The organism is Acinetobacter sp. PFS20 (assembly GCF_052261015.1).
GTDB lineage: Bacteria > Pseudomonadota > Gammaproteobacteria > Pseudomonadales > Moraxellaceae > Acinetobacter.
In genome coordinates this window covers 2,287,909-2,306,389 of record NZ_JBPVZE010000001.1, presented here as the reverse complement: position 1 = coordinate 2,306,389, position 18,481 = coordinate 2,287,909, and the positions used below count along the sequence as shown (strand labels likewise).

Annotated in this window: 21 protein-coding genes; 1 reads left to right on the top strand and 20 read right to left on the bottom strand. The window is 38.5% G+C overall.

Translation table 11 applies throughout. The annotated features are described in order from the left end of the window. Positions 1-309: 309 nt before the first annotated feature. The 12 genes from ACS125_RS10905 to ACS125_RS10850 all read right to left on the bottom strand — a co-directional run bounded on the left by ACS125_RS10905 (position 310) and on the right by ACS125_RS10850 (position 12,124). On the bottom strand, positions 310-1,530 hold the full coding sequence (locus ACS125_RS10905) for a chloride channel protein (protein WP_174740005.1): 1,221 nt from the start codon (positions 1,528-1,530) through the stop codon (positions 310-312). 303 nt (positions 1,531-1,833) lie between these two features. Continuing rightward, positions 1,834-3,552, bottom strand: coding sequence for an acetyl/propionyl/methylcrotonyl-CoA carboxylase subunit alpha (locus ACS125_RS10900; RefSeq protein WP_443272053.1), 1,719 nt, complete (start codon positions 3,550-3,552; stop codon positions 1,834-1,836). After that, entirely contained in the window at positions 3,552-5,135 is a 1,584-nt protein-coding gene (locus tag ACS125_RS10895) for a 5-oxoprolinase/urea amidolyase family protein (protein ID WP_443272051.1), read from the bottom strand. The genes ACS125_RS10900 and ACS125_RS10895 overlap by 1 nt, the downstream gene beginning before the upstream one ends. A 32-nt stretch (positions 5,136-5,167) precedes the next feature. Next, positions 5,168-5,983, bottom strand: coding sequence for a putative hydro-lyase (locus tag ACS125_RS10890; RefSeq protein ID WP_443272049.1), 816 nt, complete (start codon positions 5,981-5,983; stop codon positions 5,168-5,170). A 2-nt stretch (positions 5,984-5,985) separates the two neighbouring features. Further along, positions 5,986-6,750: a LamB/YcsF family protein gene (locus ACS125_RS10885; protein WP_443272046.1), complete on the bottom strand. Its 765-nt coding sequence runs from the start codon at positions 6,748-6,750 to the stop codon at positions 5,986-5,988. A 34-nt stretch (positions 6,751-6,784) separates the two neighbouring features. Next, complete coding sequence (locus ACS125_RS10880; protein WP_081399177.1) at positions 6,785-8,038, bottom strand: NRAMP family divalent metal transporter; 1,254 nt, start codon at positions 8,036-8,038, stop codon at positions 6,785-6,787. A 340-nt stretch (positions 8,039-8,378) separates the two neighbouring features. After that, positions 8,379-9,290, bottom strand: a complete 912-nt coding sequence (gene mumR, locus ACS125_RS10875) for a LysR family transcriptional regulator MumR (RefSeq protein ID WP_004793262.1) — start codon at positions 9,288-9,290, stop codon at positions 8,379-8,381. 90 nt (positions 9,291-9,380) lie between these two features. Beyond that, entirely contained in the window at positions 9,381-9,560 is a 180-nt protein-coding gene (locus ACS125_RS10870; protein WP_216069827.1) for a zf-HC2 domain-containing protein, read from the bottom strand. Further along, on the bottom strand, positions 9,554-10,174 hold the full coding sequence (locus tag ACS125_RS10865; RefSeq protein ID WP_151962467.1) for an RNA polymerase factor sigma-70: 621 nt from the start codon (positions 10,172-10,174) through the stop codon (positions 9,554-9,556). The genes ACS125_RS10870 and ACS125_RS10865 overlap by 7 nt, the downstream gene beginning before the upstream one ends. Next, positions 10,171-10,932: an HvfC family RiPP maturation protein gene (locus ACS125_RS10860; RefSeq protein ID WP_296514454.1), complete on the bottom strand. Its 762-nt coding sequence runs from the start codon at positions 10,930-10,932 to the stop codon at positions 10,171-10,173. The genes ACS125_RS10865 and ACS125_RS10860 overlap by 4 nt, the downstream gene beginning before the upstream one ends. Beyond that, complete coding sequence (locus ACS125_RS10855) at positions 10,883-11,746, bottom strand: HvfB family MNIO-type RiPP peptide maturase (RefSeq protein ID WP_151962465.1); 864 nt, start codon at positions 11,744-11,746, stop codon at positions 10,883-10,885. Before ACS125_RS10855 ends, ACS125_RS10860 begins: the two co-directional genes overlap by 50 nt. 69 nt (positions 11,747-11,815) lie before the next feature. After that, a complete protein-coding gene (locus ACS125_RS10850; RefSeq protein WP_238612369.1) occupies positions 11,816-12,124 on the bottom strand; it encodes an HvfA family oxazolone/thioamide-modified RiPP metallophore in 309 nt (102 codons plus the stop codon). 162 nt (positions 12,125-12,286) lie between these two features. On the opposite strand from ACS125_RS10850, the gene ACS125_RS10845 reads away from it, so the two are divergent. Continuing rightward, positions 12,287-12,889: an HvfX family Cu-binding RiPP maturation protein gene (locus ACS125_RS10845; protein ID WP_174759134.1), complete on the top strand. Its 603-nt coding sequence runs from the start codon at positions 12,287-12,289 to the stop codon at positions 12,887-12,889. On the opposite strand, the gene ACS125_RS10840 is transcribed toward ACS125_RS10845, so the two are convergent. From ACS125_RS10840 to ACS125_RS10805, 8 genes are all read right to left on the bottom strand, one after another. After that, positions 12,886-13,683 (bottom strand): SDR family NAD(P)-dependent oxidoreductase, encoded by a 798-nt coding sequence (locus ACS125_RS10840; RefSeq protein WP_443272041.1) that lies wholly within the window; start codon positions 13,681-13,683, stop codon positions 12,886-12,888. The two genes, ACS125_RS10845 and ACS125_RS10840, sit on opposite strands and share 4 nt — an antisense overlap. Positions 13,684-13,775: 92 nt before the next feature. Then, entirely contained in the window at positions 13,776-14,720 is a 945-nt protein-coding gene (locus ACS125_RS10835) for a DUF4424 family protein (protein ID WP_443272039.1), read from the bottom strand. Positions 14,721-14,842: 122 nt separating this feature from the next. Beyond that, the gene (locus tag ACS125_RS10830; protein ID WP_004793281.1) at positions 14,843-15,187 is read right to left on the bottom strand and encodes a hypothetical protein; all 345 of its coding nucleotides are present in this window, start codon (positions 15,185-15,187) and stop codon (positions 14,843-14,845) included. Positions 15,188-15,502: 315 nt separating this feature from the next. Beyond that, entirely contained in the window at positions 15,503-15,961 is a 459-nt protein-coding gene (locus tag ACS125_RS10825) for a hypothetical protein (protein WP_004793283.1), read from the bottom strand. Between the two features lie 252 nt (positions 15,962-16,213). Beyond that, complete coding sequence (locus ACS125_RS10820; RefSeq protein WP_004793285.1) at positions 16,214-16,408, bottom strand: hypothetical protein; 195 nt, start codon at positions 16,406-16,408, stop codon at positions 16,214-16,216. A 172-nt stretch (positions 16,409-16,580) separates the two neighbouring features. Further along, a complete protein-coding gene (locus ACS125_RS10815) occupies positions 16,581-16,898 on the bottom strand; it encodes a hypothetical protein (RefSeq protein WP_004793287.1) in 318 nt (105 codons plus the stop codon). A gap of 160 nt (positions 16,899-17,058) precedes the next feature. Then, positions 17,059-17,751: a hypothetical protein gene (locus ACS125_RS10810; protein ID WP_004793289.1), complete on the bottom strand. Its 693-nt coding sequence runs from the start codon at positions 17,749-17,751 to the stop codon at positions 17,059-17,061. A gap of 2 nt (positions 17,752-17,753) precedes the next feature. Further along, positions 17,754-18,311 (bottom strand): hypothetical protein, encoded by a 558-nt coding sequence (locus tag ACS125_RS10805; protein WP_004793291.1) that lies wholly within the window; start codon positions 18,309-18,311, stop codon positions 17,754-17,756. Positions 18,312-18,481: the final 170 nt, after the last annotated feature.

Sequence of the window (18,481 nt, the reverse complement as noted above, 5' to 3'; positions counted from 1 at the left end):
ACAGATATAAAAAGAGATAAAGACTTTTGAATTAAAAATATAGTGTATCGTCCAACAAGTACACCCACGAAAAAAGTAAGTATTAGAATAAATGTTGACACAGTTTAAGTTATTCCTTTTCTAATATTAAAATAATTTTCTATTTCTCATTATAGTTCCCAACAAGAGATAGAACTTCATTTCTTTTCATTTGCTTATCAATTTTTATTAAGCATTTAATATGCCAATTTTCATTATAGTTATTAAAAAAAAGAAGATTTAATAGGAGTTAAGCAATTTGAAACCACTCAACTCCTTACAAAGCCTTAATCAATCCATCAACTTTTTACGGCGATACAATCCACAATCCCCTGAAAATAGCGCTGCCAACAAACAAGTAATAATCGCATACGTGGCAACATTCATTCCAAATAGCTCAATGGCTAAAATAATCGAAGTCAACGGTGCCTTACTCGCCCCTGAAAACAGACTCACCAAACCTAAGCCTGCAAGTAATGAAAGTGGTAAGTTTAAAACCGCGCCTAAAGCATTACCTAATGTCGCGCCCACATAAAACAGTGGTGTAATTTCGCCACCTTTAAAGCCTGAACCTAAAGTGATGGCGGTAAAAACGGTCTTATTAAAAAAGTCGTAAAACTCAATCGGCACATAAAAAGATGCGATGATTTTATCTGTACCCAAACCGTTGTATTGCTGATGTGCGGTAAACAAAGTAAGTAGCATAATCACAATACCACCGACCATGGTTCTTAATGGCAAATAGCGAATGTACTTATAAAAGAGATCACTCGCCAAATGAATGGCAGCAATAAAGAAACGCGCAGCTAAACCAAAAACTAACCCTGCCGCAATCAAGCTCATGAGTGTGCCAAAATGAATGGCTGGAAACTCACTAATCACATAAAAGATATGCGGATGAACAATATCAAATAGTTCAGGGATGGTCGAAGCAATTAGAGCCGACACAAAACATGGAAAAATGGCTGAATATCTTAAATTACCTAACGCTGTAATTTCTAAACCGTAGATTGCACCGGCCAGAGGCAAACCAAACACCCCAGCAAAGCCAGCACCAATACTGGCAATTAAACAAATTTTGCGGTTATCGTCCGAGATTTTTAAAATATGGCTTAGGTGGTCAATTAAAGCACCTGAAAGCTGGACTGCTGGTGCCTCACGCCCTGCCGAACCACCAAACAACTGCGTTAAAATTGAGGTTATAAAAATGATGGGGCTCATTCGTTTCGGAATAAACGACTTAGGCTGATGAATTTCATCAAGGAGTAAATGGGTTCCCCGTTCAATTGGTGAACCATATTTTTTAATTAGATAGCCAATGCCAAAACCCACAAAAGGCAAAAAGTAGATGAGCCAGTGATGCAGACTTCGAACTTTGTTTGAAATATCAAAGGCGACAAAGATTAAAGTCGAGGCCAGCCCCGCTACGACTCCAATCACAATCGAGATGACGAGCCAATAGACACTGTATTTTAGAATTTGATCATATTCAGATGAAGGTAGAATTTTCATTCGCGTTCTTCAATTCGCCTTTAAAATGGATGATAAATTCTCAATTATTTTTATGCAGCCAGCTCATTAAGTGAGAAATGCTTAAACTGGGCTAAAAATTAAAGCTCGCATAGGCGAGCTTTCAATACAGTGATTAATTTTGATATCACTTAACTGTGATAAATATCTCATAATCAGTACTGGCTTTCAAGTTGAAAATGGTTAACGAGTACTGTGAAAATAGCTGACTGAGTTAATAAATAAGCATCTGATTTGACCCGATCAAACTAAAAACAAAATCAGGTCAAATCATTTATTCAAAACTTAATTAATGCTACCAATCACAGTTTCTGCATGGCAGGTTGCGCCCTTCTCTACACTAATCTGAATAACGCCACTGCGATGTGCCAGTACTTGCACTTCCATTTTCATAGCTTCCATAATGGCAACCACTTGACCTTCTGTGACTTGCTCACCATTTTCGACTTTCCAAGCGCTAATCACACCATTAATTGGAGCAAGTAAATGCTCGGCACTTACTTCTGGCTCGGCTGTTTGGGCTTGAACGGCGGTTGCTGGGCCTTGTGCAAACATGCCAGCAGGTAAACCTAAACGATGGAGCTTCCCATCAATTTCAATGTAGCTGAGTAGCATTGGTTGTTGATGGTTTGGAATACCACGTTTAGTCGACTTTAACTCTTGTTTAAAGTCATTTTCGATCCAACGCGTATGTACATTAAACTCATCGGTAAAGTCAGGTTCATTAAGTACCGCACGGTGAAAATCTAAAACCGATGCAACGCCTTCAATTTTAAATTGCTTTAAAGCACGTTTAGCTCGAGCAATTGCAACTTCACGGGTTGGACCAGTCACAATCAGTTTTGCCATGAGTGAATCAAAATGACTAGACACTAAAGAGCCAGTTCGAACACCTGTATCAACTCGTACACCGTGACCAAACGGCGCTTCAAATAAACTCAACACACCAAAGGCTGGAATAAACCCACGTGCTGGGTCTTCGGCATTAATACGAAACTCAATCGCATGGCCTTGTGCCTTTGGTGTTTCTTTAATAGAAAGCACTTCACCTTGAGCCACGCGAATTTGCTCAACCACCAAATCGACTTTTGAGGTTTCTTCGGTCACTGGGTGCTCAACTTGCAGACGGGTGTTTACTTCTAAAAAAGAAAGCTTGCCGTCACGACTTAATAAGTACTCAACTGTTCCCGCACCCACATAGTTTGCAGCCTGACAAATGTTTTTTGCCGAGGTTAAAATTTGCTGATAAATCTCATCGCTAATAAATGGCGCTGGTGCTTCTTCAACTAACTTTTGGTTACGTCGTTGCAATGAACAATCACGTGTACCTAGTACCACAATGTTGCCATGTTGGTCAGCTATTACTTGCGCTTCTACATGGCGCGGTTTATCTAAATATTGCTCGACAAAACACTCACCACGACCAAAGGCAGCTTTTGCCTCTCGTACTGCCGACTCATAAAGCTCTTGAACTTCTTCTAGTTTCCACGCAACTTTTAAGCCGCGGCCACCGCCACCAAATGCCGCTTTAATGGCAATTGGTAAACCATATTGTTTAGCAAACGCTAAAGCTTCATCACCATTATTGAGTGGGTCTTGAGTACCTTGAACTAAGGGCGCACCCACCGAGGCAGCAATTTTACGCGCTTCGATTTTATCACCTAGTTTTTCAATGGCACTTGGTGATGGCCCTACCCATTTTAAACCAGCATCAATCACGGCTTGGGCAAACTCAGCACGCTCAGATAAAAAACCATAACCCGGATGCACCATAGTGGCTTTCGACTTTTTTGCAACTTCGATAATCGCTGGAATATTTAAATAGGTTTCGCTGGCAGTTGCTCCCGCCAAGCCCCATGCTTCATCTGCAAGTTCGACGTGCATGCTGCCAATGTCATCATCTGCATATAACGCGACCGATGCAATTCCCATATCACGGCAAGCATGAATAATACGAACGGCAATTTCACCACGGTTAGCAATCAATAATTTTTCTGTATTCATCATTCATTCTCAAAATCTGTAAATTCGGCAATTTTTTTAAATTTGATGCGGCAACCTGCCGGAATCTGTGCCACCAAATCCCAATGGTGTTTAGCAACTGAGGCAATGACTGGATATCCGCCCGTTAAAGGGTGATCATTCATAAATAAAACGGGCTGGCCACTCGGTGGAATCTGCAAAGCACCAATGCATGTGCCTTCACTTTCTAGTTCATGGGTTATTTTGCGAGTCAAAGGCTGTGCACCTGAAAGTCTTAGCCCGACGCGGTTGCTTTCATTGGTCACCAGCCACTCTTGCTGACACAGTAGTTCAATACTGTCTTGTTCAAACCAGTCTGTGCGCGGCCCCATCACAATATCTAGCTCAACGACTTCGCCAGCTTTTGGCAAGTCGCATTTGCCCACTTCATTTACGCTAATGTTGGCTGCTTTGACCTGCCCTTGATAAATAGTATCTCCAAGCTTTAAAGGCTCTGGCCCTAACACTGCCAAGCTGTCAAACGAAGCACTATCGAGTACAGGTTCAACGTCTATACCACCACGAACTGCCAGATAGTTTCTTAAGCCTGCGGTTGGTGGCTGAATTTGAAATTCATCGCCTTCATCTAAATCAATCGGTTGATAGCTTGCAAAGTCTGCGGTTTGCCCGTCAGCAAATTTCACACGAATGTTTGAGATCGCGCCTGCCACCGCAATAACGCCTGCATGCTGCATTTTGGCTTTTAGCCCACCATTTAAAACTTCAATGACGGGCGTATCGGTTGGATTACCCACAATACGGTTGGCGCTATGCATGGCAGATAAATCCATTGCACCAGCCACGCCAACGCCAATATTGGTTTGGTTTAAACGCCCTTCATCTTGAATAAGCATTTGTAAACTTGGCGCAGTAATCGTAAACAGTGGCACAGATTGTTTCGGCTCAGCCTTACGCGTGATTTGCTGTGGTACAGTCACAGTTGTTGGACGATGCGTGACATCCTCAAAATGTACAGTCATGCCCGGTAAAAGTAGTGCTGGATTTTTACGCTCTAAATCCCACATTTTTTCCGAGGTAGTCCCAATCAGCTGCCAGCCACCTGGGCTGTCTTTTGGGTAAATACCAGAGTATTTTCCAGCCAACCCCAAAGAACCTGACGGTATTTTTTTACGCGGAACCGTTAAGCGTGGAATATCGGTAAAAGGCTTATCGGGACTGCTCATATAAGCAAAGCCCGGCGCAAAACCAATAAAAGCGACATTCCACACGCTTTGGTGATGCTTTCTAATCACATCAGCCACAGACAAACCTTGTAGCTCGGCAACTTGCGCAAGGTCTTCGCCATCGTAACGAATCGGCACAATCACTTCTTGGCTGCTACGCTCAAATCCAGAATCAATTTTGAGGCTTTGAATTGAAGCAACCAGCGTTTTAAAGTTAGTTTCGATCTCGTTAAAAAAAACCAAAATTGTTTTTGCAGCGGGGACTAAGTCTTTAATTCCATTCAATTGCGTATTTTGCAATTTATTGTACAACGCCAAAGTTTCTTCTAGGCTCGCAAGCTCAATCAGAAAACAATCGGCGTTTACCGATAAAAAACGCATTTGCTTATCCTTTTAATTCTTCTTTAGTCCAATTAGCCAATCCAAGCGCGGTCAGGAATGTCGGTAATAAACATATGACCCGGTGCATGGCTAATCGCAAAAGGAATTTTCGAGTTCATTACAGCCGCTTGCGGTGTTACTCCACACGCCCAAAACACTGGAATTTCACCTGCTTCAATACGAGAAGCATCACCAAAGTCTGGCTTATTTACATCCAAAATCCCTAAGCTTTCAGGATGCCCGATATGTACAGGTGCACCATGCACGCTTGGCATACGCGATGTAATTTTTACCGCTTCACTAATTTGATGCGATGGAATTGGTCGCATGGAAACCACCATATTTCCAGAAATACGCCCTGCCGGTTCGCACTTGATATTGCTCAAATACATCGGCACATTGGTGTCGTCATGAATATGGCGAACTTCAATGCCCGCTTCTTGCAAAGCGGTTTCAAACGAAAAACTGCAACCAATTAAGAAAGTCACCAAATCAGGATGGGCGTTGTAAATCTCGCTCGCATTGATCACTTCATCAACCATTTCGCCATCTTTCCAAACGCGATAACGTGGGAAGTCAGTTCGAATGTCTGAGTCTGTCGCAAGCTTAGTTGCATAGATGCCTTCTTCAAGCACATCAAGTACTGGGCAGCTTTGCGGGTTACGGTGCGCATAGAGTAAAAAGTCATATGCCCACTCTTTTGGCACCGAAATCATGTTGACCTGCGTCATGCCCGCAGCCATGCCTGCTGTCGGTTTATCAAAACCTGCACGGATTTTTAAACGCGCATCTAAAGCGGCTTCAAGCTGAGCTGGGTCGACTTTAATATCCTTATACATTGTGCTCATCCTTATGCTTTATTTACAAACGGGCGGATTTCAATATTATTTTTTACAAGCTCGGCTTTAATGGCTGCCGACATCTCTAGCGCACCGTCGGTGTCGCCATGTAAGCAAATGGTGTCGGCTTGAATTGGGGTAAATACACCGTCAATTGACTCAACCCCACCATTTTTAAGCATAGACACCACACGGTTCGCAACAAATGCCGAGTCGTGTAAAACCGCACCTTCGAGACGGCGAGATACCAGTGAACCATCGCTGTTATAAGCGCGGTCTGCAAATGCTTCAGACACAACTTTTAAACCAGCAGCACGTGCCTGCTCGACTAAGTTTGACCCAGCCAAAGCAACCAAAACCAGTTCAGGGTTATACATTTTAATGGCATCAATTACTGCTGCAGCCTGAGCTTGGTCATGTGCAATGGTGTTATAAAGTGCGCCATGCGGTTTAACATATTGCACTTCTGAGCCTGCCACTTTAGCCAAGCCATCGAGTGCAGAAATTTGATAAAGCACGTCTGCAATCAGTTCGTCACGTGACAAATCCATATTACGGCGGCCAAAGCCTACAAGGTCTGGATAAGACACATGAGCACCAATGGTCACACCAAGCTCTACTGCTTTACGAACCGTTTTTAAAATACCGAGTGGGTCGCCCGCATGGAAGCCACACGCAATATTGGCACTGGTCACGACAGGTAAAATCTGATCATCATTACCCATTTTCCATGAGCCAAAGCTTTCACCCAAATCACTATTTAAATCTACAAACATGGCATTATTCCTTTATCACTTAACAAAGTCTGGCTTAAAGCTTGGTCAAATAGTTAAATACTGTCGTAAATGACATATAGCCCATCCACCACGTCAACAGACATGTTAATCCGCCCAAAATAAGCAACCATTTTGGATAGTTGTAATTACCCATTAAATCTTTACGGCACGCAGCAACGTACACAAAAATTGTAAGACCAATTGGCAACACCAAACCGTTAAAACCACCCACAAAAATGAGTAGACCTGCTGGAGTTGCACCCAATAACACATAGAGCAATAAGGCCAATGCAATGAAGGTAATGGTCGTATAGTTGGTTTGTTTTGGTGTTAAGTTCTTTTTAAATGCAGTAAAGAATGATACTGAAGTATATGCTGCGCCAATGGTGCTACTAATGCCGGCTGCCCAGAAAATTAAACCGAATAATTTAAAACCAAATGTACCTGCTGCATATTGAAATGCTTGAGCTGCCGGATTTGCATCATGACTGGCTAAATCAATCGTTGCACCGCTCACTACCACACCTAAAAACGCTAAAAACAATACGTAGCGCATGATGCCGACAACAATAATGCCCTTGGTCGCAGCTTTAGCAACTTCATCAATATTTTCAGGGCCAACAGCACCTTTATCGAGTAAACGATGGGCACCTGCATAGCAGATATAGCCACCAACTGTACCGCCGACAATGGTGGTAATAATGGCAAAGTCGATCTGATCTGGAGCAAAAGTTTGATGTACAGCTTGACCTACAGGAGGCATTACAATGACAGCAACAATAATAATCAGCAGGATTTTAAGCAATCCCAACACGATCATGCTTTTATCCATAGCAAGCGTTGCTTTTCTTGATGCAAAAATCAAAATGGCTAACGCACCACTTAAAATACCGCCCCACTTTGTGTCTAGGCCAAAAAGTGCATTTAAACCTAAAGCTGCACCTGCAATGTTACCAACACTAAAGAAAAAACCGCCCAAAATCACCAGAAACGCCAGTAAATACCCACTACCTGGTAATGCTTTATTGGCAATGTCTGATGCACGCATTTGAGTAAGTGTGACCACTCGCCAAATATTTTGTTGAACTACATAATCAATCAGAATGGAAACTAAAATTGCGAAACCGAATGCTGCACCTAACTTGACTGTAAATACAGCGGTTTGGGTTAAAAATCCTGGCCCCATTGCAGAGGTCGCCATCATAAAGATTGAGGCTACAATGGCCCATTGGCGATCTGATAAAAAAGAAGATTTCAGTAAAGACATATTAATGCGTTCCTCATCCATTTGAGCTTAACAACGCTATTTTCAGGTTGAACCAAGAACATCATTTTTCCCAAACAATATTCTTTAATCCTTTAAAATGACAAAGATTCCCTGTTCCCCAATCAACACAATCGGTGATCAAATCTTGTATTTACGATAAAAACATAGCTAATCCCTACGAACAATAAGACTTTTTACATAAAGTTGAAATTATAAGTTTTTGATTTTTATTTATTTTTAAATTACTTATAAACAAGGATAAATTTTACTTATCGATGTAGATAAGCTGCTTTTATGATTTCACATAAAAAACAGCTTCTTAAAACAAGAAAAATAGTGACTTAAGATATTCGAAAACAGCCTAGTTTTTAATTTGTTCATTGAGTCTTTTCATGGCACTTTCCGACACCCTAACGGCAACTTCGGTTAGTTTTTCTTTCAAAGCAACATCATTTCCTTGAATATAGATTGAAGTGAAATGAAACGTCTTTAACTGAATGGGTGTGTTTAATATTTCTAATCGGCCATCAGTAATTTCTTTTAAAGCGGTTAAAGTCGGCACCACAGCAATGCCTAGGCCCTGCTCGGCTAAACGCAATAAAGTCGCTAATGAATAACTAGTAATTGAGAGTGGTTCATCTATTCCTTGTTCTTTCATTCTGGCTTTCAATTCTTTATAGGGATAGGTAATTTTAGGGTAAGTTAAAATGGTATGTGACATTAAAGTTTTAAATGACATTTGCGCAACCCCGCCTTTAAATGAAGGTGATGCCAAGAAACTTAGTTCAAAGTCACATAAAGTCTGTTCAATACATTCAAAAGCTAAAGTTGGTCCAAGTAAAAAGGCCATGTCTAAATCCCCTGTGCGAACACCTTCTTGTAAGTTAGGCGTCAGGTCTACCACAATTTCTACTGAAATTTTTGGGAACTCTTGTTGAACCTTTTCGATATATTCGACTAACCACGTATAAACAATGGTTTCGGAAACGCCTAAACGAATGGTGCCAGTCAGGTGCTGGTTTTCGGTCAGTTCAGCCACTAGATCTGTTTCTAGGCGCATAAACTTTTCAGCATATTTAAATAGTGTTATACCTTTATGGGTCAATTTAAATTTTCGCAAACTTCGGTCTAAAACTTTAAAACCTAATTCATTTTCAAGAGATGTGATTTTTTGAGAGACCGCAGGCTGGGTGGTTTGTAATTTAGTCGCAGCCTTATTGAAGCTATTTAAAGTCACAACCCAATAAAATGCTTCAAGATTCTTTAAATTCACGTTTCATCCTGTCTTAAAAATTCCTTCACTTTTATAGTATGTAAGCTTTTAACACGTTAAGGCCAGCAATAAATAAATTTTTAACTAAAGTTAGTCATCCAAATTTTTAAATACTTTAGAAAGCTGACTAATTGTTTTGATTTGTTTTGCATAACGGCGGCATGATCTACACGCCAACAAATGCAATTGCAAACTAGTTTGCTCACGTAAAAACAGCGGTCTATCTTGCTTTTCAGACAATAGTTGAGTGGCTTGTCGGCATGTCAACATGAACAATCCTCCTTCAATAACCATTTATTTTCTAAGCATTCGCGTAATCGGGTGCGGCTTCTATACATCAATACATTAAAATTTGAGATAGAAATTTCCAGCTTATTACAGATTTCATTAGAACTGAGTTCAATCACTTCTCTCATCATAAAAACTTGAGCATATTTGGCTGGCAAATGATCTAAACAGGCTTCAAAAATTATCCAGAAATCTGACTGCTCTATCATTTCTTCGGGACTTTGCCATGTGTGAGGTGCTTCATATTTGTGCCAGTGTCCTGACGCATCGAATAACTCGTCGACACTGAGCTCGCTTTCCTCATCTTTAAATAATTCAGAGATTGCAACCAAACGTGACTTTTGTCGAACTACATCAATAATTTTATTTTTTAAAATCGCGAATACCCATGTTTTGAAGGCAGCCCGCCCTTTAAATGAATCTAAATTTTGAAAAGCGCTCGTTAACGCCTCTTGCACGACATCCTCAGCTTGCGGAAGCGACGATAACTGTAAAAAAGCAAATTTAATCATTTGCTGTCTTAAGTCTTGTAAAAATACTGGATTATGCAGTTGATCCCCTAAGTCGTCATGAGGTGATGCCGCGGCTGAAGTCATCTCTGTACCTCTTTAAAACTATGGGGAGTTTGAATTAATCGTAATCGAGTTAATAGATTTTTTAGTTCTTGAATTTGCAGATAAATTTCAGGCTCAGACAAATCAGTCAATATAGATTGAATGAGTATATAAATATCATGCTCAGTTAACATTATATTTTGAGTTAACTGTTCAATTAGCATAGCAAACAATGGAGAAAGTTGTTCAATACATACTCTATCCTGATCATCGCGCCAGACCATGATTGCACCTGGCATAATTTCAACTTGTTCTTGTGTAGTTAAAGTCGTCCACATATAAACAGGATATTGATAAACCAATACCCATACTTTAGTGCTTAATTGCCAAGCGTAATTTTCATGCAAAACGACATCTTCAATTTCAACAGTATCTAAATACAATTCAAGCCATTCAAATTGCAATAACTCAGCCAACCAAGGGTATTCTTGCAATATTGGGTGCCGCTGATCTGTCAAATATTCTCTAAACTCAAGAGAAATATCATTATACAAAGGTGAACGACACTTAGCTTTTTGAAAAAACTCCGAGAGTACTTGTTGCCACTTTAACTCTGGTAACATCGCGCGAGCTACAGGATAAACTAAGTCAATAAATGAACTGACATTATTAAAAAGTAAATCCCGATAAATTTGCATTCTTTCGACAGGAAGCTCTTGAGGGATTTCCAAATCAGGATCTCTAATCCATTCACAAAACTGTTGTTGCAGGGTTTGGAAGGGTGTTTGATTTCCGTTCATAGCCACTCTCCTGTTGTTGAATGAGTTTAATTTTAGCGAGTTCCTCTTCTAATTCTTGCCATGACGGAATATTAAAGTCACGCTCAAGCAAAGTTGGTTTCACACCACAGACTTGATAGGTATATCTCAGTAGTTCCCACACACGGTCACAAACCTCTGCCCCATGTGTATCAATTAACAAATTTTTCTGAACTTGTTCATGTCCGGCAATATGTAAATAACGGATTCGTTCTTTTGGCATGTCTCGAATAAATCCAAATGCATCACTGCCATGATTAATACTATTGACGTAGACATTATTTACATCCAGAAGCAAATCACAGTCTGCAAATTGAAGCACTTCACGAATGAACTCAGCTTCACTCATTTCGGCATTTGGCATTAAATACGTAGAAACATTCTCTATAACTAATCTTTTCCCTAAAATATCTTGCACACGTAAAATACGTTCAGCGACATATTTAACCGCGGCTTTCGTCATGGGTATTGGCAACAAATCATATAAATAGCCCCCATCATTTGTATAACTTAAATGTTCAGAATAAATTGGTACTTCGTATTGTTCTAAAAAGCTTTTTATTTTGCCGATAAATTCAAGATTAAGTGGATGCGGTCCTCCAATAGATAATGACAAGCCGTGACAAATTAAGGGCGCTTTTTCAGCACACTGTTCGAGTAATTTTGCATGTCGGCCACCAAAACCAAGCCAATTTTCTGGGGCAACTTCAATAAAGTCTGGATATGTTTTTGCAGCTAGAAACGAATCTATAAAATCACGCCTTAAACCAAGTCCTACACCTGACAGCTCCATCATGGTGATTTCTCCTTTTGGAAATGATGCCGACACTTACTAGAAGGCCGACATCATCCATGATTAGATTGTTTACTTAGCGCCACACTTACCATCAGCGACTTTTTTATCTGCACCGCACTTGCCATCTGCTGCTTTTTTGGTTGCTCCACATTTACCATCTGCTGCTTTTTTATCTGCTCCACATTTTGCTTCAGCAGATTTTTCATGTTTTTTCATTTTGTTAGCGCCGCATTTTGCTTCGCCACATTTACCATCTGCTGCTTTGGTTGCATGCATTTCAGTTGTTGTATTAGTTGCTGCCACAGTCACTTGTGTAGCGCCTGCCACAGAAAGTGCCAATAATGCTGCCACTGAGGTCATTGAGTTGAGTTTGTTCATTTTTGTATTCCTTTAAAGATAATTTCTCGGTTTGTACACATGTACATAAAGTTAGACGGACCAAATCCTTTTTTATTACACCGTAAATAAAATTTTTTTATGTAAGAAATACAGTTTTCATCCGACTAATTACTATTCAATCGTATTGGGTGTGAAATTATCATGAAGAACTTTATTTATGGCTTATCTAAATATTATCAAAATCTCGGTAAGTCTCTACAACATATTGATGGCATTGCGGCACTGGCTATTCGATTGTATCTCGTTCCAATATTCTGGATGGCAGGCACAAATAAATTGATGCATTTCAGTGATATTGTAGAATGGTTTGGCAATTCAGATGGAGGTTTAGGGCTTCCTTTCCCCTATTTAATGGCCGTCCTTGCAACATCAACTGAACTAGCAGGCGCCATACTCTTAACATTTGGTCTGTTTACCCGTTTAATTAGTATTCCCCTTATTATTACTATGCTGGTCGCTATATTTACGGTACATCTGCCAAATGGCTGGCAAGCAATTGCTGATCCAAATGCACCTTTCGCCAACATGCAAGTATTAGCCTCGGCTGAAAAATTAGAAAGAGCCCGAGAGATCCTGCAAAACTATGGCAACTATGACTGGCTTACGTCGAGTGGTTCGTTTGTTGTTTTAAATAATGGAATTGAATTTGCCGCGACCTACACGGTTATGCTGCTTGCTCTGCTTGTGCTTGGAGGTGGCCGTTATGTTAGTTTAGATTATTGGATTAAAAATAAATTGTGCTAATCAACTATTGCGCCTGCGGTCATATTTACAACCGTTGCAGTCATTGAGTTCGCATGTTCGGATGCTAGAAAAGCGACAGTTTCTGCAACCTGAGAAAGTGTCGGTAGCCGTTTTAGCATAGTGCCCTGAGCCGCACCCTCTAGCCATTGTCCTATGCTGAGCCCCATTGCCTGTGCTTTTGACTCAAATAGTTCTCGCGTGTAGGAACCGGCTTGAACAGCATCAACAATTGCATGTGAGCGAACACCCAGTACTCGTATATTCTTAGGCCCTAGCTCGCTGGCAAGTGCTTTAATAAAAGCTTCGACTCCAGCACAGCCCACAATATGGCCTAAATGACCCGGTATCGCCATCCGAGCTGAAGGTGCCACAATTGAAATCATTGTTCCGCCACGATCGCCGCCCATATAAGGAACCGCAGCTTTAGATATATTAAACTGCGACGTTAGAAATGGATTTATTCCCCCAACAAACTCATCAAGGTTTAATTCCAAAATTTCTTTGCCTTGATTATGTATAAAACTGGTCGCATTGATGACTAAATCTAGTCCACCTGTATCTTGAGCAATTTGAGCCACGGTATTATTTATTGACTGACTGTCTAACACATCAACGTTGACCGTATGAACCACGCCCCCAAGTTGTTGTAGTTGTGCCGCAATATTTTGAAGTTTATTGAAATCTCTTGCACACAAATAGACACGAGCACCTTCACGAATAAAAACCTTCGCAATTGCAGTGCCAATTGCCCCACTGCCTCCAAAAATGACAGCCACTTTTCCCTTAAGCAACATTGCGGCATCCTCTTGTTATTATGTGCCATCATTAAGTTATGTCACACAATCAAGAGTGATGCAATTTTATACAGTTTAGAGTTTGTATGCGCTTATCTAATTTTGACAAAAATAATATCTAGGTCTTTTTTTGGTACAAACTTGGTTTTAGTCATTTGAAATTGAGTCGGGCTAATCTTTTTGACTGGACCATCCCAACAAAATGAAACCAGTTCGTCTTTATCGCGCTCAATGGTTAATTTAAAGTTTTCAATCGGCTTTGCCCAATTTGCACCCGTCGTCAAAATATAGCCCAGCGCGCTAAACGGCGAATTTTCCGAACTAGCTTTTTTTAAGCCCTGCTTAAATTGTTTATCCATACAAAATTGCTGGTTATATTCATCTGGATAGAGAGCAACTGAACCACCCACCAAAGGTTTATATTCATGCTGAATTTTAGTCAAACTATTAGCTTTAAAGGTCTGCTTCCAACTATAGATCACTTGAGATGACCATGGAATTACATCATCTTTTTTAAAACTAGCTAAAATTTTCTGTATTTGTGGCTTATTACATTGTTTTAGCTTATCTACATAATATTCATAATCATAGTTATTACGTAGCCACGGGTTTAACATGTCTTTTTCACTAAAACCACACTGCTTAAACTCATCCGTTGCATCAATCAGAGGTGATTTCTCATCTTTTTGAATAAAGGTTCGCACGTGCATTTCTGGTTTAATATTTTTACCATCCACCACAATCTTAAAACTTTTTAAAAGTTCTTCGGTGTGAGCAAAGTCAGACTCAAAGAAATTATCAATACGTGGTAGCGGAAATAAGATCGTTTCAGTGACATCTTTATTGCTTAGATTTTTATAGAGGTAATCGACTTTAATTCGTTTTTTACTAATGAATAGATCTTCGCTTTGCATAGCAATCTGCGAATTTTTGAGATATTGAATCCCACCTGTACCGACGTAACCCGTAGAATCATTGGCTAAGCCATAGGTCGATAGTTGAACCAAAACAGCAAAGGTTATTGCAAGCTTTTTCATTTTGAGTGCTCTATGTCATTTTCTAATTATGAAATGTCGATTTGCAATAAAGCATAACTGTTTAGCTGTAGGTGTTGTTAATCTTTTAGTGGCGATTCATATATCTCTTTAAAAGCTAAATTTTAGTGAAAGCTCAATTTCTGTTTCGTCATCTTTTTAGGCACACTTATTTTCCCAATAAAGTTAGTCAGCCATAAAATGCATTCATCACGGTGTTCAAAGTGAGGAATCAAACTGAGGTCAATTTTTATATCTCGATCTGCCAAAGGTAAACTCAAACAATATTCAAAATCGATTGATTTATATTTCAACCTCAGGTCTTTTTCTTCGGCCTGTTTTTTGATTTCCGCCATAATGCGGTTCAGGTTAATAATCAAATCATTTGAAACTTGATTGTTCTCATAGACACGTTCATAGACATTTTCAGCAACGTCTATATATTTTATAAGCTCTGCATTTTCATTCATATCGTTCATGCTCTCTTTTTTTAAAGATTATGAACAGCTAAATGTTTAATTGCGTTAATAGACACATGGCTTATGTGAAAAGCGTATATTTTTCTTTATGAAAGAATAAAGCTAAAATATTGTTATCTATAAAAATTAGTCAATCTTGACTATATTTACATACATTTAATATTCTCGAAAATATACTTTTACTCAAAAAAGAAAAGTTAATTCAGACTTTATTTCGGAGTAAAAAAAACCGCCCCAGAAGGCGGTCGCTGAACTTTAAAACCAGCAGTATATAGAAGCAAGGTGGACGTTCACTTCTATATTCTTTTATGAAGGAGTTTTATTAGTTTTAATAAAATCCTCAGATTTAAAATAATTGATAATCATGTCTGCATGCTCTTCTTTTACAGGAGCAACAGTCACAGGAAATGCATCTTTCGACATCTTAAAACCTGGTGGTAAAAAGTGTGAAATTGGCGGTAATTTAGGTTTTCCCCCTTCTGTGATTCGCTCAATAAAACCGGCTAACCAAAGAAGATACTCACCTTCATTTACGAACTTCGGCATAACACTCAAATCAATCTGGACCTTGCATTCACTTGACGGTTTCGTTAAGTTTTCTTCAAAGTCTATATAGTTGTATTTGAGTTTAAACTCCGTTCCTTTGATAGCTTTTCGAATCTGACTAATTAAACAGTTAAGGTTCTGAGTAATGTCATCAGTGAATAAGCTATCTTTTTTAATATTTTTATAAACCTTTTCGGCTACAGCTAAATACTTTGGCATTAACCTCTATCTCCGTACTATTGTTATAAAGTGCTGATCTATGAATGTTTTCTAACTTTAATTATGCTTAAAGTAATGTAATAAAAGGTATACTTATCAGAGCGGTTTGTAAGTAATACAAACTTTATGTAAATTGCACCATAAAAACACCTAAAAATTTTATGGTTTTGATAACTCATCCGCAAAATGAATGGTTGAATAGAGATAATTAGAAATATTTACTTTCATATTATTTTTTATCGTTTGGTAAAATTAATATGTTTTCATTTGCTTATCCCGTCGAACTAACCCTAAAACAGCACGACGCACTCGTATCTCTTCTTCAGAAAAAGGTAATTGTTCGATGAGTTGCTGAATTGAAAGAAAGTTATTTTCGATCAAGAAACAGTCTTGCTCTGTGGTCCAAGTGGAAGTTGTTGATTGAGTTGGTTTTAAATAACGTTTCATATTTCCTAGCAGATCTGTTTACACATACAAAAGCCTGCCTTTAGAACAAGCTTAAGTTAGATTTTGAATTGATCATTATTATAGCAGTCTGTAGACAATATGTTCAGTTGAACTTGTAGCTGTTTAAATAAGCTTCATAAAAAAAGCCCACAGTTTGTGGGCTTACTCTAGCTTATTTTGCGGCATTCACCCCAACAATAAACTGACTACAATTAGAACCTTCAGATGCATTGCCTAATTGCTTTTCAGAAAATTTAAATTTAGCTGCAACTGACTCGTAATCTTTTTTAAGGCTTTGACCTGTTAGCTCACCAAGCTCTTTTACTTGTTCAGGTTTCAAAATGCCGTGTTCAACCGCTTGATTTACCATAACACAGGCTGTGGTCATTGCGTCATAACGCGCAGCAGTTTTAGAGTAACCTAGAGCACCGATTACACCACCAACAATTAAACCAATAATGATTGCTACAGTTACATGCATTTTATTCATTTTTTAAATACCTAAAAATCTAACTAAAAGAGGAACACTTCAAAAGGAGGTGTTCAAGTCCAATTAGGATAGTCGTATTTACATGCTATAAAAAGTTAGAATCTGTCACAGTTATTGATAGATTTAGTGAAATGTGTTTAATCAGTTCAAAAAGAAAATATCAGACCTTCCTACTTCGCTTTTGTTTTTTGCTTGGCACTTCTAAAGGAATAGCCACCTTACCTGTACCTAACCCGCGGAAAAAATAATTAATGATATATAAGAATAAAAGCCCAAAATAAAAAATCGGGAAAATACTAAATAAGCTGACTGCTATTTCCCAGAACATCACCCCCACTCTGTAATTATAACTAAATGCTATAAGTCCACCTTTACGTCTAGGTCTGTGCTGAGAAATATCATCATCAATAAAATGAAAAATTCCGATAATCAAACATATAGCAAATGTACTTGAGACTAAAGTCTTTTTAATTAGAGGCTTTTCTAACCAAGGGTATTTTTTTGAAGATTCAAACTCGGCTTTAAAAAAGAATTTATAAATTTCTTCTTGATAAGCTTTGTTAATCCCGTGTTCTTTAATAAAAAAATAGCATACTGCACAGCCTAAAAAGAACATGACTATGGTTATGTAAATGCTATAAAGAGTCGTAAAAAACGGTAATGGCCCTTTCGTACCAACAGTTACATGCATAGTTTTTGTAATGTATTGATATAGCTCGTACTGCCATTCATTTTTTGGATAAGCAGGAAATACAAATAAAGGAATAATAAAAAGAATAGAGCATAAGACTATATTTCCTTTGTTCTCCTTACTTTTCCGTGCAAGCGTAGAAAGAAAATTTTTAGAAGCCATGTCTATATCTTACAATTTGGAATCATGTGTTTAGCTTTATAAAACTCATCAAAAGCCTTCATGTCCCCTAACCATGGAGATATAATTTCCAGATAACGTTGATTGATATTTTTTGATGCCGATAACCTTGGTGAAGAATAATTTTCTTGCTGAATTTTTTGATTATATCGTTGTACAAACATAAGCTTTAAGCATAATCCTCGAATGCCCTTATTACCAAAATATGAATACTCAGAATATTTATTTAAGACATCTTTCATTTCTTTAGAGTCACCATTCCAAGTGTAAAATGAACTTAATCCATTCAGATCTTTAATATATATCTCATCATTAATTGGATTTAACTCTAGGCCTTCTTTTAAAATAATACTGTTTATTTCCACTTCATCAGATAAGTCCATCCAAAAAAAAGAAGCCATGACCTCTTCTGAAAATCTTATTCTGGCTTGCTCTGTATCCTTAGGATATACAATAAAAAAATAATACAATCCTAGAAAAATAATAAAACCTAATATGATAGAAAGTAATCTCCAAAAATTAGTACCTTTTATAATATTCATAACAAGCCATTCATTTTATTTAATATCTTGTGAACGAACTTTACTTTATGTTTTAGATGAAATCAAAAGAAGAGAGAGAAATTTTCCTTGTATGAAATATACACTTATTTTATTTATGCTCTTTTATATTCAAAAGAGCACTTTTTTAAAGGGAACTTTGAGATATTTCT

What these genes read in the sequence shown, in the direction of transcription:
- ACS125_RS10905 (WP_174740005.1), bottom strand. Translation starts at nt 1,530, where the DNA reads ATGAAAATTCTACCTTCATCTGAATATGATCAAATTCTAAAATACAGT.
- ACS125_RS10900 (WP_443272053.1), bottom strand. Translation starts at nt 3,552, where the DNA reads ATGAATACAGAAAAATTATTGATTGCTAACCGTGGTGAAATTGCCGTT.
- ACS125_RS10895 (WP_443272051.1), bottom strand. Translation starts at nt 5,135, where the DNA reads ATGCGTTTTTTATCGGTAAACGCCGATTGTTTTCTGATTGAGCTTGCG.
- ACS125_RS10890 (WP_443272049.1), bottom strand. Translation starts at nt 5,983, where the DNA reads ATGAGCACAATGTATAAGGATATTAAAGTCGACCCAGCTCAGCTTGAA.
- ACS125_RS10885 (WP_443272046.1), bottom strand. Translation starts at nt 6,750, where the DNA reads ATGTTTGTAGATTTAAATAGTGATTTGGGTGAAAGCTTTGGCTCATGG.
- ACS125_RS10880 (WP_081399177.1), bottom strand. Translation starts at nt 8,038, where the DNA reads ATGGATGAGGAACGCATTAATATGTCTTTACTGAAATCTTCTTTTTTA.
- ACS125_RS10870 (WP_216069827.1), bottom strand. Translation starts at nt 9,560, where the DNA reads ATGTTGACATGCCGACAAGCCACTCAACTATTGTCTGAAAAGCAAGAT.
- ACS125_RS10865 (WP_151962467.1), bottom strand. Translation starts at nt 10,174, where the DNA reads ATGACTTCAGCCGCGGCATCACCTCATGACGACTTAGGGGATCAACTG.
- ACS125_RS10860 (WP_296514454.1), bottom strand. Translation starts at nt 10,932, where the DNA reads ATGAACGGAAATCAAACACCCTTCCAAACCCTGCAACAACAGTTTTGT.
- ACS125_RS10855 (WP_151962465.1), bottom strand. Translation starts at nt 11,746, where the DNA reads ATGATGGAGCTGTCAGGTGTAGGACTTGGTTTAAGGCGTGATTTTATA.
- ACS125_RS10850 (WP_238612369.1), bottom strand. Translation starts at nt 12,124, where the DNA reads ATGAACAAACTCAACTCAATGACCTCAGTGGCAGCATTATTGGCACTT.
- ACS125_RS10845 (WP_174759134.1), top strand. Translation starts at nt 12,287, where the DNA reads ATGAAGAACTTTATTTATGGCTTATCTAAATATTATCAAAATCTCGGT.
- ACS125_RS10840 (WP_443272041.1), bottom strand. Translation starts at nt 13,683, where the DNA reads ATGTTGCTTAAGGGAAAAGTGGCTGTCATTTTTGGAGGCAGTGGGGCA.
- ACS125_RS10835 (WP_443272039.1), bottom strand. Translation starts at nt 14,720, where the DNA reads ATGAAAAAGCTTGCAATAACCTTTGCTGTTTTGGTTCAACTATCGACC.
- ACS125_RS10830 (WP_004793281.1), bottom strand. Translation starts at nt 15,187, where the DNA reads ATGAATGAAAATGCAGAGCTTATAAAATATATAGACGTTGCTGAAAAT.
- ACS125_RS10825 (WP_004793283.1), bottom strand. Translation starts at nt 15,961, where the DNA reads ATGCCAAAGTATTTAGCTGTAGCCGAAAAGGTTTATAAAAATATTAAA.
- ACS125_RS10820 (WP_004793285.1), bottom strand. Translation starts at nt 16,408, where the DNA reads ATGAAACGTTATTTAAAACCAACTCAATCAACAACTTCCACTTGGACC.
- ACS125_RS10815 (WP_004793287.1), bottom strand. Translation starts at nt 16,898, where the DNA reads ATGAATAAAATGCATGTAACTGTAGCAATCATTATTGGTTTAATTGTT.
- ACS125_RS10810 (WP_004793289.1), bottom strand. Translation starts at nt 17,751, where the DNA reads ATGGCTTCTAAAAATTTTCTTTCTACGCTTGCACGGAAAAGTAAGGAG.
- ACS125_RS10805 (WP_004793291.1), bottom strand. Translation starts at nt 18,311, where the DNA reads ATGAATATTATAAAAGGTACTAATTTTTGGAGATTACTTTCTATCATA.